The organism is Mesobacillus sp. (genome assembly GCF_047739415.1).
GTDB lineage: Bacteria > Bacillota > Bacilli > Bacillales > Cytobacillaceae > Mesobacillus.
Genome location: NZ_JBIQOE010000233.1, coordinates 1 through 17,971 on the forward strand (window position 1 = coordinate 1; position 17,971 = coordinate 17,971).

The window sequence follows — 17,971 nt, forward strand, 5'->3', positions numbered from 1 at the left end:
ATTCGCCGCATCATAACGGAAATTTTTTTGCCGAAAGGAAGGAAGAAAAATGGGTCTTTGGTTTACAGAAAAGCAGACAGAGAACTTTGGTATCACAATGAAAGTGAACAAGACGTTACATACAGAACAGACAGAATTCCAGAAGCTTGATATGGTTGAGACAGAAGAGTGGGGCAATATGCTTCTTCTTGATGACATGGTCATGACTTCTGTTAAAGATGAGTTTGTTTACCACGAGATGGTTGCACATATTCCGTTGTTCACTCACCCAAATCCTGAGCATGTACTAGTTGTTGGAGGCGGAGATGGAGGCGTGATCCGTGAAGTGCTTAAGCACCCTAGCGTGAAAAAAGCTACTCTTGTTGATATCGATGGAAAGGTAATCGAGTACTCTAAGAAATACCTGCCTGAAATCGCAGGCAAGCTTGATGACCCACGCGTTGATGTCCAGGTTGGCGACGGCTTCATGCATATCGCGGAAAGCGAAAACCAGTATGATGTGATCATGGTTGACTCTACTGAACCAGTAGGACCGGCAGTAAACCTTTTCACAAAAGGCTTCTACGCTGGAATTTCAAAAGCATTGAAGGAAGACGGAATTTTCGTTGCACAGTCTGACAACCCTTGGTTCAAGGCTGACCTCATCCGCAATGTACAGAAGGATGTAAAGGAAATCTTCCCGATCACACGCCTTTACATTGCGAACATCCCAACATACCCGAGCGGAATGTGGGCATTCACACTTGGATCAAAGAAGCACGATCCACTAGAAGTGAGCGAAGACCGCTTCCATGACATCGAAACAAAGTACTACACGAAAGAACTTCACAAAGCAGCTTTCGTTTTGCCTAAATTCGTTGGCGACCTTGTAAAATAATTAGGAAATTTAATTTGGCTTCCCGGCAAATCCGGGGGCCGTTTTATTGTGAAAAATTAATGTTGAAAGAGGTGTTTGGAATGCGTTTTGATGAAGCATATTCAGGCAATGTGTTTATCGGCAGCCATTCTAATTTTGAAGAAAGCAAGGCAGTCCTTTACGGTATGCCAATGGACTGGACTGTCAGCTACCGTCCCGGTTCACGCTTCGGCCCGACTCGTATCCGCGAGGTATCCATCGGCCTTGAAGAGTATAGCCCTTATCTTGATCGCGAGATGGCTGATCTTAACTATTTCGATGCAGGAGATATCCCGCTCCCATTCGGCAATGCCCAGAAAAGCCTTGATTTAATCGAGGAATACGTGGACAAGCTTTTGGCTGAGGAGAAATTCCCGCTTGGAATGGGCGGCGAGCACCTGGTATCATGGCCAGTTATGAAGGCAGTCGCGAAAAAATATGAAGACCTTGCCATCATGCACTTTGACGCACACACAGACCTTCGTGAACACTATGAAGGCGAGCCATTATCGCACTCAACGCCAATCCGCAAGATTGCTGAGCACATTGGCCCGAAAAATGTCTACTCATTCGGAATCCGTTCTGGAATGAAAGAAGAATTCGAGTGGGCTAAGGAAGTGGGCATGCATATTTCCAAGTTTGAAGTCCTTGAACCATTAAAGGAAGTATTGCCTAAGCTTGCTGGCCGTCCGGTATATGTCACAATCGACATTGACGTCCTGGATCCTGCACATGCACCTGGAACAGGAACAGTCGACGCTGGCGGAATCACTTCCAAGGAGCTGCTTGCATCGATCCATGCAATCGCAAACTCTGGGGTGAACGTGGTTGGAGCAGATCTTGTAGAAGTGGCGCCAATTTATGATACATCCGAAATGACAGCCAACACAGCAAGCAAAATCATCCGTGAAATGCTGCTTGGGTTTGTAAAATAAAAATGAGTAGACGCTCCCTTTTTCTAAAGGGGGCGTTTTTTTATGTAAAAAACAGTGACCTGTTACTAATAGTTACTTTCATAGGAAGGAATATTCTGAATAATATAGAAAATATAAAGATGATGTAAGTAACTACTAAGAAGGAGGTAAAAAGGATGAAAATGTTGGTTTCTTTTTTCAACCGCATTATGCAGCGGTATTTGCCTGATCCGTTTCTATTTGTCATCATCTTAACTTTTGTTGTATTTGGATTAGGCCTTATTTTTACCGACAGCGGTCCGTACCAAATGGTCCAGCATTGGGGCGGAGGATTCTGGGGATTGCTGACGTTCTCGATGCAGATGGTGCTTGTCCTGGTTACAGGTCATGTGCTTGCGAGCAGCAATGTATTTAAAAAGGGTCTGGGAGGGCTTGCTTCGCTTGCGAAATCTCCTGGCCAGGCTATTATCATTGTCACAGTCGTATCCATGATAGCCAGCTTGATTAATTGGGGATTCGGATTGGTTATTGGAGCTCTGTTTGCGAAGGAGCTGGCGAAAAAGGTTAAAAATGTGGATTACAGGCTGTTAATTGCAAGCGCTTACGCTGGATTCATCGTTTGGCATGGCGGTATTTCCGGTTCAATTCCACTGACAATCGCGACGAAAGGCCACTTCTCGCAGGATTTGATTGGCATTATCTCTACAGATCAGACGATTTTTGCCGGCTTCAACCTTTTCATTATCTTAATCTTGCTTCTCGTATTGCCAATTGTTAATCGCTTGATGATGCCGTCGAAGGATCAAACAGTGGCGGTCGACCCAGTATTGCTGGAAAATGACGTACAGGCAGCAGCAATCGAGCAGGGAGCAATGACACCTGCAGAAAAGCTTGAGAACAGCCGGATCGTTTCATTGCTGACTGGTATTTTTGGACTTGTGTTCTTATTTTACTATTTTGCTACAAACGGATTTAAGTTGAATCTTGATATCGTCAACTTCCTATTCTTGTTCCTCGGCATCCTGTTCCATGGCACACCAAAGCGTTTCCTTGAGGCAGTCGTGAACGCGGTAAAAGGAGCAAGCGGAATCATCATCCAATTCCCTTTTTATGCGGGGATCATGGGGATGATGACAGCGTCTGGCCTGGCTGCAGTCATGTCAGAAGGGTTCGTATCCATCTCGAATGAATTCACATTCCCATTCTTCGCCTTCCTGAGTGCGGGTTTGGTCAACTTCTTCGTTCCATCGGGCGGAGGGCAGTGGGCGGTCCAGGCGCCAGTCATGCTGGAAGCAGCCCAGACCCTTGGAGTATCCATCCCAAAAACCGCGATGGCCGTTGCCTGGGGCGACGCGTGGACCAACCTGATCCAGCCATTCTGGGCATTGCCTGCACTGGCGATTGCCGGACTCAAGGCAAAAGACATCATGGGATACTGTGTGTTGACATTGATTGTTTCAGGTATCGTTATTTCAGTTGGGATGCTGTTTTTCTAATCAGGGGTATTTTAGGAGGAGGAGCAGATTGCTTCTCCTTTTAAAATTGGAAAAAACCGTGGTTAATTTCCAGTTTGCGAATAAATGCTGTTTTTTGCGAATAAAACAAGCAACTTTGCGAATAAATCTTAATTTTTGCGAATAAAACAAGATGATTTGCGAAAAAGTCTTATATTTGCGAAAAAAACAAGCTACCATGAGAAAAATCTTGAGTAAACCGCAGAATTCTAGTCGGAAAATAAAAACTGGATAGCAAATCGCTATCCAGTTTCCCTCACTTACATCTTTTCAAATGTATCACAAATTGTTTCACGTTCATTTAGTGCCTGTTTTCCGGTATTCGCTACGACAAGGATGGAATCGGCAACACATTCATCGCCTTCAGCCCAATATTTGCAGTTTTCTACTTCGCATTTTACTTCGATTTTCATGTATGCCACCTCCTTAAAAGGTTTTGATAATCAATACCCGGTTTGGAGGAGGACTAACCCTATATGTATATACCTAAATTTCCCTAATGATTCATATGTCAATAACCTTTGCGCTCCTTGCACTTTCAAAGGAGAATATTTATACTTATAAAGTTATAATGAAGATAGAAAAGCACAGGCGACTTTGTCAAAATCGACAAGCGCTGAAGGTGGACAAGAAAAGGGCGTGTTAACGGTGTCTAGTAAACCCGCTGATCAGATTCCTGTCAAAGTGACGGTAAAAACGGCGATTTACAGTGGTAAAGAGAAGGAAACTTTTGAATTGACCACTTTTGGCCGATACTATAAAAAAGCGAACAGCTCGTACCTCCAGTATGATGAAGTGATGGAGGAAGGAGATGTCCATACGACGGTAAAAATATCGGGTGATGAAGTGCTGATTTTGCGCAGCGGTGCGATCAAGATGAGGCTTCTTTTTCTAATGAATAAAAAAACTCCGGGGAATTATCAGACCCAATATGGGCTGCTCGAGACTTCTGCGCTCACGAAGCGGCTCGATACTGATTTTAACGAGACAAAGCAGGAGGGCCATGTGGACTTGCTGTATGATATGGCAATACAGGGCGCGACTGCAGGTACATACCATTTGACGATCAATTATAAGGAGGAAGGCAAATGAATATAGTTGAACAGGTTCAATTGAAGCTGAAGGAAGAAATCAAGCAGGCGATCCTCAAAGCTGGTCTAGCTGAGGAAGCGCAAATTCCGGCCGTTGTTTTAGAGACGCCTAAGGAAAAAGCGCATGGGGATTACTCTACGAATATGGCGATGCAGCTTGCGCGCGTTGCTAAGAAGGCACCTCGCCAGATTGCGGAGCAGCTGATCGAGAATTTTGATAAAAGCAAGGCATCCATCGAGAAAATTGAAATCGCAGGACCTGGCTTCATCAATTTTTACATGGATAACAGCTATCTGACGGACTTAATTACGGCAATCCTTGAAGCAGGCGACAATTATGGCGAATCAAAAGTAGGAAATGGGCAGAAGATCCAGGTCGAGTTCGTTTCTGCAAACCCTACTGGCGACCTTCACCTGGGCCATGCGCGCGGCGCGGCTGTCGGCGATTCGCTGTGCAATGTGCTTTCTAAGGCTGGATACGATGTATCTCGTGAATATTACATTAACGACGCTGGGAACCAGATTAACAATTTGGCTCTTTCTGTTGAGGCACGTTACTTCCAGGCGCTTGGCCTGGACAAGCCGATGCCTGAGGACGGCTACCATGGTGCTGATATCATAGGGATAGGGAAAACCCTTGCTGAAGAGTTCGGCGATAAGTATGTAAATGTATCCGACCAGGAGCGCTTCGATGCTTTCCGTGAGTACGGCTTGAAATATGAGATGGAAAAGCTGAAGCAGGACCTCGAGAACTTCCGTGTTAAGTTCGATGTTTGGTATTCTGAAACTTCTCTATATCAAAATGGCAAAATCGATGTGGCACTTGATGCATTGCGTTCGAATGGCCATATCTATGAAGAGGATGGCGCGACATGGTTCCGTTCGTCTGAGCTTGGCGATGACAAGGATCGCGTACTGATCAAGCAGGATGGCTCATATACGTATTTGCTGCCGGACATTGCCTACCATAAAGACAAGCTTGAACGCGGCTTTGAAAAGCTGATCAACATCTGGGGAGCGGACCACCACGGTTATATCCCTCGTATGAAGGCAGCAATCGAGGCGCTTGGCTACGAACGTGAGGCGCTAGAAGTCGAAATCATCCAGCTCGTCCACCTGTATAAGAACGGCGAGAAGATGAAGATGAGCAAACGTACCGGAAAGGCTGTCACAATGCGTGACCTGATTGATGAAGTTGGCCTTGATGCAGTTCGTTACTTCTTTGCGATGAGAAGCGCGGACACTCACATGGACTTCGACCTTGATTTGGCAGTATCCCAGTCCAACGAAAATCCAGTATTCTACGCACAGTATGCACATGCCCGCATTAACAGCATCCTGCGTTCTGCTGCGGAACAAGGATTGATTTTTGACATCGAAGCAGACTTCAAGCACATCCAGTCTGAAAAAGAAATCGACCTGCTGAAAAAGCTTGGCGAATTCCCGCTGGCTGTTTCCGAAGCAGCACAGAAGCGTATGCCGCATCGTATCTCTAATTACATTTTCGAACTGGCATCCGTATTCCACAGCTTCTACAACGCTGAAAAAGTATTGGATTTGGACAATAAGGAAAGAACAGTGGCACGCCTGTCGCTGATCAAGACAGCGCAGATCACATTGAAGAATGCACTTGAAATAATTGGGGTATCTGCTCCGGAGAAGATGTAAATTATTGAGACCCAGCCGAAGTTGGTTGGGTCTCTTTTAATTGGAAAAAAACATTAGAAATTTCCAATTCGCTATAAAAATTAAAAAGTCGCTATAAAAAGTTTAATTTCGCTATAATATTCAAATTTCCGCTATAAAAAAGATCTTTCCGCTATAAAATCGAGATTTTCGCTATAAAAATGAGTTCCCCGCTACAAACTCAATTTTTTTCTCACAAAAAAGCATGCTAATCATGTTTTCCATTCCAAAACAGCTCCGCCAATCCGCTTGACTCCGCGGATTTTGGCCAAATCCTCGACCAGCTTGAGCGCTGCTTTGTCCTTCTCCTTCGCTTCGATCATGAAATCGACATCCTGGCCGATGCCGCGCAGGATATCAATCAATGGCAGGATGAATTCTGAGTCAACGTAATCCGCGTGTGATCGATATGCTTTTTCAGATTTTGGGGAGGAGATATGGATCTTAGGCTTCAAACCAGTCCGTTCCCAAGTGGCAAAGCCGGAGGGAAGCAATTTTTCCAATGTGCCTTCACAAAGATTCGCCATGTGGTGATGATAATCGAACATGTATGGCACGTCCTCTTTCAGGCATGCTGCCAGAGTTTCTTCTGCATTGTAAGTTTTATCATCATTTTCAAGCGTGGTGATTTTTTTGATATGCTCTGGGAGCCTGGCGAAGTTTTCATGGAAGCGCAATATCGTTTCTTCCTTGTTTCCATAAGCTCCGCCGATATGGATGTTGATCAGCGCATTGTCTTCCAATCCCATCGCCTCTAGCATTCCATAATGATATTCCATATCGATGATTGCATTGGCCGTCACCTCATTCCTCGGGGAAGTGAACAGGGTGAATTGGTTCGGATGAAAACTTGTACGAATCCCATGTTTTTTTACCAAAGCGCCAATCTCAAGCCACTTGTCGCGGAACGGCGTGACATAATCCCACATTACCTCCGGGTGGGTGGCAAGCGGCGCGATCGAGCTTGAGAAACGATACAAGGGAATATCATGGGCGATATTGTAATGAATCATTCTTTCTGTATTCACCAGGTTCTGGTAGGTTACGGAAAGCAGCTTTTCGTGACGTGCTTCCTTTGGCAGCTGACCGTAACGAGCAAATGTAAGTGCCTTTGAGGGGGATGCATCCCACAGGCTGATAGCGGTGGATACATAGCCCAACCGAATAATCATAGGTACACTCCTTCAATGCCGTGATGCTGATTCTTTTACAAAAAGTAGGATATCGTACTCGCGGCTTTTTCCTTCAGCGCCGCACGGTTGAAGTCATCTAATGCAGCCTTCCTTGAGTTAAGGATGTCTTCTGCCAGAATCCGTTTTATTTTTTTTATAAAATTCGCATCATATATAAGGCAGTTCAATTCATAATTTAAGAACATGCTTCTTTTATCAAAATTGGCGGTGCCAATGTCACAAACCTTATCATCCACGAGCAGGACCTTGGAATGGTAAAAGCCATTTAAAAACTGGTAGACTTCGGCTCCATCCTTGATCAGTGTCCTCAAATAAGGATGTGATGCTTCTTTAACAAGGGCGTGGTCGGAAATGAGCGGAACAAGAACCGTAACTGAAATTCCTCTTTTGATCGCCTCCCGCACTAAAGTGAATACCCTTTTGCTCGGGATGAAGTACGGTGTCCCGATAAAAATAGAGGACTTTGCATTGCTGATCAAGTCTGACATCATTTCCTCAAGCAGGATGCCTTCAGTAGGAACTATCTGATGCCGAATTGCTCCTTTTTCAAGAGCAGGGAAGTAGCCTATGTTTTGAAGCAGATTGACTTTTGCAGCTGCATGCCAATCCTCAAGGAACTCAGACTGCAAATCACTGACTCCTTCACCCGTCATTTTCAGATGGTAATCGCGCCAAGGAGACAGTTTGGGATCATGATTGTTATATTCTTCGCCGATATTGAAGCCGCCGAGATAGGCGGTTTCTCCGTCAATGACAGTGATCTTCCGGTGATTCCGCACCTGGGATGAATAAAACAAGAATGGCAATTTGGGCATTTGGGAATAAGCGAATTCCACTCCGGCAGCCTTCAGCGATTTGATTGTTTTGCGTTTCAACCCGCTGCCCACCCAGTCAACCATGAGGCGCACCTCGACCCCGGCTTTAACCTTTTCTTTTAAAATGGTGAGAAATTCCTGGCTGATTTTATCATCCTGGACGATGTAAAACAAAATATGAATGTGCTGCTTTGCATTTTTTAGTTCCGAAAAAAGGTCATCAAACAATTTAGGACCTTCCGCAAAAATGGCAAGGTTGCTTTCCCGGACTGGCAGTGTATTTGTTTTGGCACTTGCCAGATGCTTTTTCCTGCCAAGCATGAAGTCCGCATAGAGCCATAGGATAAGTCCTGCTATTATTGCAATCAAAATCCATCCAAAATTCATAGCAATTCGGCTCCCTTAAAAGTAAATTAAAGCATCGCCAGGTTCACCTCGATCAGTGTCCAGCTCCAGCGCCTAGATCCTCGAGTCGCTTCGGTCCTGCCAATGAAGTCAAAGAACGTCTTCACTGTCAGGCCCTCTGAGGCACACGATGTGCTATACCCGCCAGCCACACGATGTGGCGTTTTAGGCGGGCAGCGCTTGTCGGGTCTGACTAAGGCGCTTCCGCTTTTCATATTATTTTTGCCGAAATTGCTTCATATATGTTAAGTTCCTGTAAAAGAGGAAGTGTAAACAATTTTCAGAAATGAAAGGAAATAAGTTGACTGAATGCTCATTCATTATATAATGTAGTTAAAGGTATATTCAGAAAATTTGTTTGGTTAAAAATTTTCATCCAAAATCAGCATCGAAAGGGGTAAATGATTTTTATGAACGGTCTGCTATGGATTAATCTTATCGCGTTCCTACTTGTAACCGCTTACGCTGTCAGCTTGTTTGTATACGTGGTAAAGACGAGAATCGAGTACATCAAGCTCGGCAAGAAATCAGAGTTTGATGATGATATCAAAGATCGCTGGAGAAGAATCCTTGTCCATGTATTTGGCCAGAAAAGGCTTTTGAAGGACAAGAAAAGCGGCGCGATCCACGTTATGTTTTTCTATGGATTTCTTCTTGTCCAGTTTGGGGCAATTGATTTTATCTGGAAAGGAATCAAGCCTGGCTCGCATTTGCCATTAGGCCCTTTATATCCAGGTTTCACGTTTTTTCAGGAGCTCGTTACGCTCACAATTCTTGTAGCGGTCGTATGGGCTTTTTACCGCCGTTATGTCGAAAAGCTTGTCCGTCTGAAGCGCGGCTTTAAAAATGGGCTTGTTCTTCTATTCATCGGCGGATTGATGCTTTCTGTATTGCTCGGAAACGGAATGAGCATGATCTGGCAAGGCCATGAAGGAACATGGACTGAACCGGTTGCATCTCTTATTGCGGCAGCATTCAGCGGAATTCCTGAGGCAGCCGCCATTACGATTTTCTATATCGCATGGTGGATTCACCTCGTGTTCCTGCTTGCGTTCCTTGTATACGTACCGCAATCCAAGCATGCTCACTTGATTGCTGGACCAGCCAATGTTTATTTAACAAGGGTTGATTCACCGGGAAAGATTACAAAAATTGATTTTGAAGATGAAACACAGGAAACATTCGGTGCTGGTAAAATCACTGATTTCAATTATGAGCAGATGATTGACTTCTATGCTTGTGTAGAATGCGGACGCTGTACGAATATGTGTCCGGCAACAGGCACTGGAAAAATGCTGTCGCCAATGGACTTGATCGTCAAGCTGCGTGACCATTTGACGCTTCACGGCGCAGCAGTCACTTCCAAGCAGCCATGGGTGCCGACTTTTGCTTTTTCAAATACTAAAGGCAACCAGCTCGCTTTGGCGGCTGCCGGCCAGGGTGCGAATGAAGCTGCTGCAGGGCTTGCTTACAGTCCAAGCATGATCGGCGATGTCATCACAGAAGAAGAAATCTGGGCTTGTACAACTTGCCGTAACTGTGAAGACCAATGTCCGGTTATGAACGAGCACGTTGACAAAATCATTGATCTCCGTCGTTATCTAGTTTTGACTGAAGGTAAGATGGACGCTGACGCACAGCGCGCGATGACAAATATCGAGCGCCAGGGCAACCCATGGGGCTTGAACCGTAAGGAAAAAGAAAACTGGCGCGAGCTTCGCGACGATGTTGTCATTCCTACGGTAAAAGAAATGAAAAAAGCAGACGAAGAATTCGAATACTTATTCTGGGTTGGCGCGATGGGTTCATTTGACAACCGCAGCCAGAAGATTGCCCTTTCGTTCGCTAAACTTTTGAACGAAGCAGGCGTCAAGTTCGCGATCCTTGGAAACAAGGAGAAGAACTCAGGCGATACACCACGCCGCCTTGGTAACGAGTTCCTATTCCAGGAGCTTGCGACAAAGAATATCGAAGAATTCGAGAAAAATGAAGTGAAGAAGATCGTGACGATCGACCCTCACGCATACAATATCTTTAAGAACGAGTATCCTGATTTCGGTTTCGAAGGTGAGGTATACCACCACACCGAGCTTCTTGCACAATTAGTGAAAGAAGGAAAACTGGTTCCGAAGCATGCAGTGAACGAAACGATCACTTTCCATGATTCCTGCTACCTTGGACGCTATAACGAAGTATATGATGCACCACGTGATATCCTCAAGGCGATCCCAGGTGTGGATCTGAAGGAAATGGAACGTAACCGTGATACAGCAATGTGCTGTGGTGCAGGCGGCGGCTTGATGTGGATGGAAGAAGAAACAGGACACAGAATCAATGTTTCCCGTACAGAACAGGCTCTTGCTGTGAATCCATCCATCATCAGTTCCGGATGCCCATACTGCCTGACAATGCTCTCTGATGGAACAAAAGCGAAGGAAGTAGAAGAAAACGTCGATACACTAGACGTAGCAGAACTTCTTGAAAAATCCGTTTTCGGTGAAATCAAACCGCTTGTTTCTTAATAAAAATTAATACTTAAAACTTGAATAGTAGAAGTTGACTCACAGTGAAAATTCGACATAAGACAGAATTTTTAGCAAAGTGTTTCAATTTCTACTATTTTTAAGATAAAATGAATATATTGATAAAGCGCTTACATTAAACTTCAGTCAGACACCACGATCCAACCTCATGAAAAAAGCATCAGGCATATTTTTTTGGACCAGTTTCGAGCGAGCGTTCAGTCACTCATGCAACTGGAAGCAATTCCATTATGAAGATTAATAGATTACAAGGGAGAGATGGCAATGGGAAAGACAGTCATTTTAGCAGGAGCTAGAACACCATTTGGCAAACTTGGCGGAGCTTTGAGCGGATTTACGGCGAGTCAGCTTGGGGGGATTGCGGTAAAAGAAGCGATGGCGCGTGCAGAAGTAAAGCCTGAAGAAATCGGTGAGGTCATTCTTGGCACAGTATTGCAGGGAGGCCAGGGACAGCTCCCTTCACGCCAGGCTGCAAGAGAAGCAGGAATCCCGTGGGAAGTAAAAACGGAAACAATCAATAAGGTTTGTGCATCAGGCATGCGCAGCTTGACGTTAGGAGACCAGATTATCCGCGCGGGAGATGAGGAAGTGATTGTTGCCGGAGGAATGGAGTCAATGAGCAACGCGCCATATATTCTTCCGAAAGCACGCTGGGGCTTCAGAATGGGCGACGGCCAGGTGAAGGATTTGATGATCCATGATGGATTGACTTGCAGCTTCAAGGGAGTCCACATGGGCACATACGGAAATGAAGTAGCGAAAGAATATGAAATCAGCCGCCAGGAACAGGATGAATGGTCATATCGCAGCCACCAAAAGGCGATTGAAGCGATAGAGTCAGGCAAACTAGCTGAAGAAATCGTTCCGGTGGAAGTGCCACAACGGAAGGGCGATCCAATTTTGGTCGAGCATGATGAAGCACCTAGGAAGGATACATCAGTTGAGAAGCTAGCAAAGTTAGGCCCGGTTTTCAACTCTGATGGCACAATTACTGCCGGTAATGCACCGGGGATCAATGACGGCGCGGCGGCCCTCGTACTGATGAGCGAAGAGCGCGCCAAGCGTGAAGGCAGGACACCGCAGGCAGTCATTCTTGGGCATGCAGCCATCGCAACAGAAGCGAAGGACTTCCCGAAGACACCTGGAATCGTCATCAACGAACTGCTGAAGAAAACGGGCAAGTCACTTGAGGAGATTGATCTTTTTGAAATTAACGAAGCTTTTGCTGCAGTCGCATTAACAAGCGGACGCATTGCGAACCTGGATCCTGAAAAGGTCAATGTGAATGGCGGTGCGGTTGCCCTCGGCCACCCTATCGGAGCCAGCGGGGCACGCATCATCCTTACTTTGATGCATGAACTGAAGCGCCGCGGCGGCGGGGTCGGCATTGCGGCGATCTGCTCGGGCGGAGGCCAGGGAGATGCAGTGATGATTGAGGTTCCGAAGCAATAAGGATTTTGACAATAGACAGGAGGGCAGTTAAGTTGCCCTCCATTGATTAGAGGAGGAGAAAGAATGAGTGTAAAAACGATTATGGTAATTGGCGCAGGTCAAATGGGTTCAGGTATCGCTCAGGTATGCGCGCAGGCAGGATACGATGTGTTTTTGAACGACCTGAAGCCAGAATTTGTTGAACGCGGACTTTCCGGCATCAAGAAAAACCTCGGCCGCCAGGTAGACAAAGGGCGGATGACAGCTGAACAGCTTGATGTGATTGTCGGAAGAATTACTTCCTCTTCAGACCTGCAGGATGCGAAAAATGCAGACCTTATCATTGAAGCAGCGGTTGAAAACATGGATATCAAGGCGAAAATCTTTGCACAGCTTGATGAAATTGCACCTGAACACGCAATCCTTGCTTCCAATACATCATCGTTACCGATCACTGAAATCGCAGCAGCAACAAAGCGTCCAGAAAAAGTAATCGGCATGCACTTCATGAATCCAGTGCCGGTAATGAAGCTCGTTGAAATCATCCGAGGGCTGGCAACTGCTGATGAAGTCTATCAAACAATCGAAGACATCACAAAAACATTAGAAAAGGTTCCTGTCGAAGTGAACGACTTCCCAGGCTTCGTTTCAAACCGCATTTTGATGCCGATGATCAATGAAGCTATCTACACACTGTATGAGGGAGTAGCGACCAAGGAAGCAATTGACGATGTCATGAAGCTAGGCATGAACCACCCAATGGGACCGCTGACACTGGCTGACTTCATCGGCCTTGATACTTGCCTCTACATCATGGAAACACTTCACGAAGGCTTTGGCGATGACAAATACCGCCCTTGCCCGCTATTAAGGAAATATGTAAAAGCAGGCTGGTTAGGCAAAAAGTCAGGCCGTGGTTTCTACACTTACGAGTAATTATTTTCGTGAATCCGTCCGTACATAAGTGATTGTCTGGACGTGGGGAGGGTTAACAATGAATCTGAGATTTACAGAAGAGCAGGAAATGATGCGTAAAATGGTGCGGGATTTTACGCAAACCGAAATTGCTCCATTTGTTGAAAAAATGGAAGAAGGCGAGTTCCCGAGGGAGATTTTAAAAAAGATGGGCGAGCTTGGCCTGATGGGAATCCCGGTGCCAGAAGAGTATGGCGGATCGGAGATGGATTTCATCTCCTACATCATCGCGATCCATGAAATTTCAAAGGTCAGCGCCACGGTTGGCGTCATCCTGTCTGTCCATACTTCCGTCGGAACGAACCCGATCTTGTATTTTGGTACGGAAAAACAAAAGAAAAAATATGTGCCTAAGCTTGCTGCAGGTGAATATCTTGGTGCATTCTGCCTGACAGAACCAAGTGCCGGATCGGATGCTGCTAGCCTGAAAACACGAGCGGTCAAGAAAGATGGACACTATGTGTTGAACGGCTCAAAGGTGTTCATCACGAACGGCGGCGAAGCTGATGTGTATATTGTTTTCGCTTCTACTAATCCCGAAGCAGGTCCAAAAGGCGTTTCTGCGTTTATCGTCGAAAAAGACACCCCGGGCTTCATCGTCGGCAAGGATGAGCACAAAATGGGACTCTACGGCTCACGTACGGTTCAGCTGACATTCGAAGACATGAAGGTGCCAGAAGAAAACCTGCTTGGCCAGGAAGGCGAAGGGTTCAAAATCGCGATGAGCAATCTTGACTCCGGACGTATCGGCATTGCCGCACAGGCTCTCGGTATTGCAGAAGCTGCATTGGAAGCGGCGACTGACTACGCAAAAGAAAGAGTCCAGTTCGGCAAACCAATCGCTGCCCAGCAAGGCGTCGGTTTCAAGCTCGCTGACATGGCAACATCCGTCGAAGCTGCAAAACTACTAATCTATCGCGCTGCCCAGCTACGCTCAGAGGGCCAAAAGTGCGGAATTGAAGCCTCCATGGCAAAGCTCTTCACATCACGCACAGCAGTAGAAGTCGCCACAGAAGCCATCCAGGTATTCGGCGGCTACGGCTATACGAAGGAGTACCCAGTCGAACGCTACTTCCGAGACGCAAAAGTAACCGAAATTTACGAAGGCACGAGCGAGATACAGAAGATTGTTATTAGTAAGCAGCTGTAAGCCCGTAATTATGACAGATTGGGCAGAGAAAGCAGAAAAGCTGTCAAGAAAATCCCGGTATTATGACAGGTTAGGCAGTGAAAGCAGAAAAAGCTGTCAAGAAATCCTCGGTATTATGACAGTTGGGCTGAAAAATAAAGTGTATTAACACACGAAACCGTACTTAAGAATAACCAACATAACCAAATCCAAATATACAGTAACGGAGGAAACAATAATGAATTTTCGATTATCCGAAGAGCATGAAATGATCCGAAAAATGGTCCGTGATTTTGCAAGGAATGAAGTGGCTCCGACTGCTGCTGAGCGTGATGAAGAGGAGCGCTTTGACCGTGAGATTTTCGACAAGATGGCTGAACTTGGCTTGACTGGTATTCCATGGCCGGAAGAGTACGGCGGAATTGGCTCCGACTATCTTGCTTACTGCATCGCGGTTGAAGAATTATCCCGTGTTTGTGCGTCCACTGGCGTAATGCTGTCCGCGCACACATCACTTGCTGGCTGGCCGATCTATAAGTTCGGCAGCGAAGAGCAGAAGCAAAAATACTTGCGACCAATGGCTGAAGGCAAAAGCATCGGCGCATACGGCCTGACTGAGCCAGGTAGCGGTTCGGATGCGGGTGCGATGAGAACGACTGCCAAAGAAGACGGAGACCATTATGTATTGAATGGTTCTAAAATCTTCATCACAAACGGCGGTGTAGCGGATATTTATGTTGTATTCGCATTGACTGATCCAGAAAGCAAGCATAAGGGAACAACTGCGTTCATCGTGGAAAGCGACTTCGCTGGATTCTCTGTCGGCAAGAAGGAGAAAAAGCTTGGTATCCGTTCATCTCCTACTACAGAAATCATATTTGAAGATTGCCGCGTGCCAAAGGAAAACATCCTTGGTGAAGTTGGCGAAGGTTTCAAAATTGCAATGATGACGCTTGATGGCGGCCGTAATGGAATCGCTGCACAGGCTGTCGGAATCGCACAGGGTGCACTTGATGCTGCAGTAGATTATGCAAAAGAACGCCAGCAATTCGGCAAGCCAATCGCTGCAAACCAGGGAATTGGCTTCAAGCTTGCTGATATGGCTACATCTGTTGAGGCTTCAAGACTATTAACCTACCAGGCGGCATGGCTGGAGTCTGAAGGTCTTCCGTACGGCAAGGAGTCTGCGATGTCCAAACTGTTCGCCGGCGACACAGCTATGAAAGTGACAACTGAAGCTGTACAGGTATTCGGCGGCTACGGATACACGAAGGATTATCCAGTTGAACGCTTCATGCGCGACGCGAAAATCACGCAAATCTATGAAGGAACACAGGAAATCCAGCGCCTCGTTATCTCCAGGATGCTGACGAAATAATAAGGCGGGTAGATGTTGATGAAAAAGCGAGAAGTGCAGGCGTCGGTAAAAGATGAGCGACTTGTGAAAAAAAGGCGCGACCAGATGATTAAAGGGGCCGTTACCCTTTTCAAGCAGAAGGGCTTCCACCGCACGACGACCAGAGAGATTGCCCGAGCTTCAGGCTTTAGCATCGGCACCCTTTATGAATATATCCGCACGAAGGAAGATGTACTCTATCTTGTATGTGACAGCATCTACGATGAGGTTCGCGACCGCCTTCAGGAAAATCTCGACACGAACCAGGGAACGCTCGAGAGCCTGAAGGTAGGGATTGCGAATTACTTCAAGGTCATGGATGACCTGCAGGATGAAGTGCTCGTCATGTATCAAGAGGTAAAATCGCTGACAAAGGATGCACTTCCTTACGTGCTGAAAAAAGAGATTGAAATGGTGGGGATGTTTGAGGATGTCATCCAGCGCTGCGTCGAAAATGGCGAGCTTGATCTGGATGAGAAGCACGTCAAAATCATTGCCCATGATATTTTCGTCCAGGGGCAGATGTGGGGCTTCCGCCGCTGGGCGCTGCAAAAAATGTACACTCTCGAAGAGTATACTGAACTGCAAACCGAACTGCTTTTCAAGGGGATAAAGGGGTCGGAAATGAAATTAGGAACAGGGGGAACAAAATGAGTATGCAAGAAACATATAAGCCAAAAAACCATATTCGCTTTGTGACAGCTTCAAGTTTGTTTGACGGCCATGATGCCTCAATCAATATTATGCGCAGGATTATCCAGGCAATGGGTGGCGAGGTCATTCACCTTGGACACAATCGCTCAGTTGAGGAGGTCGTCAATGCCGCAATCCAAGAGGATGCACAGGGAATAGCGATCTCATCCTACCAGGGCGGGCACGTAGAATATTTTAAGTATATGTATGATCTTTTAAAGGAAAAAGGCGCTTCCCATATCCGCATTTACGGCGGTGGCGGCGGTGTCATCATTCCTCGGGAAATAAAAGAGCTTCATGAATACGGGATTGCAAGGATTTTTTCTCCGGAAGACGGCAGGAAGTATGGTCTTAATGGCATGATCGAGCAGATGATCAAGGAATGTGATTTCCCTACTGTAACTCCAGAAGGCGTCGAGGAGATTGAGAAGCTTGAGGCTGGAGACCCGAATGCGGTTGCCAAGCTGATTACGCTTGCCGAGCAGCATGTCGGTTCGGAAAAGGAAACAGCAGCTGCTGTTGAAACACTCATGGAAAAAGTAAAAACGATGTCAAAATCGGTTCCGGTTGTTGGTATCACTGGGACAGGAGGAGCGGGAAAAAGCTCATTAACCGACGAATTGATCAGAAGATATATCAATGAGATTCCTGAAAAGCGGGTAGCGATTTTATCAGTCGACCCTACTAAACAGAAAACTGGCGGTGCACTTCTCGGCGACCGGATCAGGATGAACGCGATCTTCTCTTCACGCGTTTACATGCGCAGCCTTGCGACAAGACAATCCAGGTCCGAATTATCACTGGCAATCAAAGATGCGATCGATGTTGTAAAAGCAGCAGGCTTTGATCTGGTCATCGTTGAAACGAGCGGAATCGGACAGGGCAATGCTGGAATCACCGATGTATGCGATGTTTCCATGTATGTAATGACGAGCGAATTCGGCGCGCCATCACAGCTTGAGAAAATTGACATGATCGATTATGCGGATTTAATTGTTATCAATAAATTTGAGCGCAAAGGGTCTGAGGATGCTAAGCGCCAGGTGCAAAAGCAGTATCAGCGCAGTCACCTGCTTTGGGATAAAGAGCTGGATCAGATGCCTGTATACGGCACGATCGCCAGCCAGTTCAACGACCCAGGCACGAATGCACTTTTTGCAGCATTGGTCAATAAAATCAATGAAAAAGCAGGCACGGATTGGACGACACCTTTCTCTACTGATGCAGTAGTGGAAAAACAGAATGTCATCATCCCGAATGACCGCCGTTATTACCTGCGCGAAATTTCCGA

The 17,971-nt window shown here is 46.2% G+C and carries 15 protein-coding genes; 12 read left to right on the plus strand and 3 right to left on the minus strand.

The annotated features are described in order from the left end of the window. The first annotated feature begins 49 nt into the window (after window positions 1-49). From speE to ACH0QE_RS18370, 3 genes are all read left to right on the plus strand, one after another. Complete coding sequence (gene speE / locus ACH0QE_RS18360; RefSeq protein ID WP_167831069.1) at window positions 50-877, plus strand: spermidine synthase; 828 nt, start codon at window positions 50-52, stop codon at window positions 875-877. Between the two features lie 80 nt (window positions 878-957). After that, a complete protein-coding gene (speB, locus tag ACH0QE_RS18365; RefSeq protein ID WP_415801933.1) occupies window positions 958-1,830 on the plus strand; it encodes an agmatinase in 873 nt (290 codons plus the stop codon). A 155-nt stretch (window positions 1,831-1,985) separates the two neighbouring features. Continuing rightward, window positions 1,986-3,305 (plus strand): short-chain fatty acid transporter, encoded by a 1,320-nt coding sequence (locus ACH0QE_RS18370; protein WP_415801934.1) that lies wholly within the window; start codon window positions 1,986-1,988, stop codon window positions 3,303-3,305. Between the two features lie 278 nt (window positions 3,306-3,583). On the opposite strand, the gene ACH0QE_RS18375 is transcribed toward ACH0QE_RS18370, so the two are convergent. Beyond that, on the minus strand, window positions 3,584-3,736 hold the full coding sequence (locus tag ACH0QE_RS18375; RefSeq protein ID WP_415801935.1) for a DUF1540 domain-containing protein: 153 nt from the start codon (window positions 3,734-3,736) through the stop codon (window positions 3,584-3,586). Window positions 3,737-3,971: 235 nt separating this feature from the next. Here ACH0QE_RS18375 and ACH0QE_RS18380 point away from each other — a divergent pair, with 235 nt between their 5' ends. Then, window positions 3,972-4,415 carry a DUF1934 domain-containing protein gene (locus tag ACH0QE_RS18380; protein ID WP_415801936.1) on the plus strand — a complete coding sequence of 148 codons (444 nt, stop codon included), beginning with the start codon at window positions 3,972-3,974 and terminating at the stop codon, window positions 4,413-4,415. Then, window positions 4,412-6,082 (plus strand): arginine--tRNA ligase, encoded by a 1,671-nt coding sequence (gene argS, locus ACH0QE_RS18385; RefSeq protein ID WP_415801937.1) that lies wholly within the window; start codon window positions 4,412-4,414, stop codon window positions 6,080-6,082. The genes ACH0QE_RS18380 and argS overlap by 4 nt, the downstream gene beginning before the upstream one ends. A 230-nt stretch (window positions 6,083-6,312) precedes the next feature. On the opposite strand, the gene uvsE is transcribed toward argS, so the two are convergent. Together uvsE and cls are read right to left on the minus strand one after the other, a co-directional pair. Then, a complete protein-coding gene (uvsE, locus tag ACH0QE_RS18390) occupies window positions 6,313-7,272 on the minus strand; it encodes a UV DNA damage repair endonuclease UvsE (RefSeq protein ID WP_415801938.1) in 960 nt (319 codons plus the stop codon). A gap of 35 nt (window positions 7,273-7,307) precedes the next feature. After that, window positions 7,308-8,495 (minus strand): cardiolipin synthase, encoded by a 1,188-nt coding sequence (cls, locus tag ACH0QE_RS18395; protein ID WP_415801939.1) that lies wholly within the window; start codon window positions 8,493-8,495, stop codon window positions 7,308-7,310. Window positions 8,496-8,923: 428 nt separating this feature from the next. Here cls and ACH0QE_RS18400 point away from each other — a divergent pair, with 428 nt between their 5' ends. The 7 genes from ACH0QE_RS18400 to ACH0QE_RS18430 all read left to right on the plus strand — a co-directional run. Next, the gene (locus ACH0QE_RS18400) at window positions 8,924-11,035 is read left to right on the plus strand and encodes a heterodisulfide reductase-related iron-sulfur binding cluster (protein ID WP_415801940.1); all 2,112 of its coding nucleotides are present in this window, start codon (window positions 8,924-8,926) and stop codon (window positions 11,033-11,035) included. A gap of 285 nt (window positions 11,036-11,320) precedes the next feature. Next, window positions 11,321-12,508, plus strand: a complete 1,188-nt coding sequence (locus tag ACH0QE_RS18405; RefSeq protein ID WP_415801941.1) for an acetyl-CoA C-acetyltransferase — start codon at window positions 11,321-11,323, stop codon at window positions 12,506-12,508. Between the two features lie 63 nt (window positions 12,509-12,571). Continuing rightward, window positions 12,572-13,423, plus strand: a complete 852-nt coding sequence (locus ACH0QE_RS18410; protein WP_415801942.1) for a 3-hydroxybutyryl-CoA dehydrogenase — start codon at window positions 12,572-12,574, stop codon at window positions 13,421-13,423. Window positions 13,424-13,481: 58 nt separating this feature from the next. Then, complete coding sequence (locus ACH0QE_RS18415) at window positions 13,482-14,612, plus strand: acyl-CoA dehydrogenase (protein ID WP_415801943.1); 1,131 nt, start codon at window positions 13,482-13,484, stop codon at window positions 14,610-14,612. A 217-nt stretch (window positions 14,613-14,829) separates the two neighbouring features. Beyond that, the gene (locus ACH0QE_RS18420) at window positions 14,830-15,969 is read left to right on the plus strand and encodes an acyl-CoA dehydrogenase (RefSeq protein ID WP_415801944.1); all 1,140 of its coding nucleotides are present in this window, start codon (window positions 14,830-14,832) and stop codon (window positions 15,967-15,969) included. 18 nt (window positions 15,970-15,987) lie between these two features. Further along, window positions 15,988-16,641, plus strand: coding sequence for a TetR/AcrR family transcriptional regulator (locus ACH0QE_RS18425; protein ID WP_415801945.1), 654 nt, complete (start codon window positions 15,988-15,990; stop codon window positions 16,639-16,641). After that, on the plus strand, window positions 16,638-17,971 hold a 1,334-nt coding region (locus tag ACH0QE_RS18430; protein WP_415801946.1), incomplete at its 3' end, for a cobalamin-dependent protein. The genes ACH0QE_RS18425 and ACH0QE_RS18430, both read left to right, overlap by 4 nt.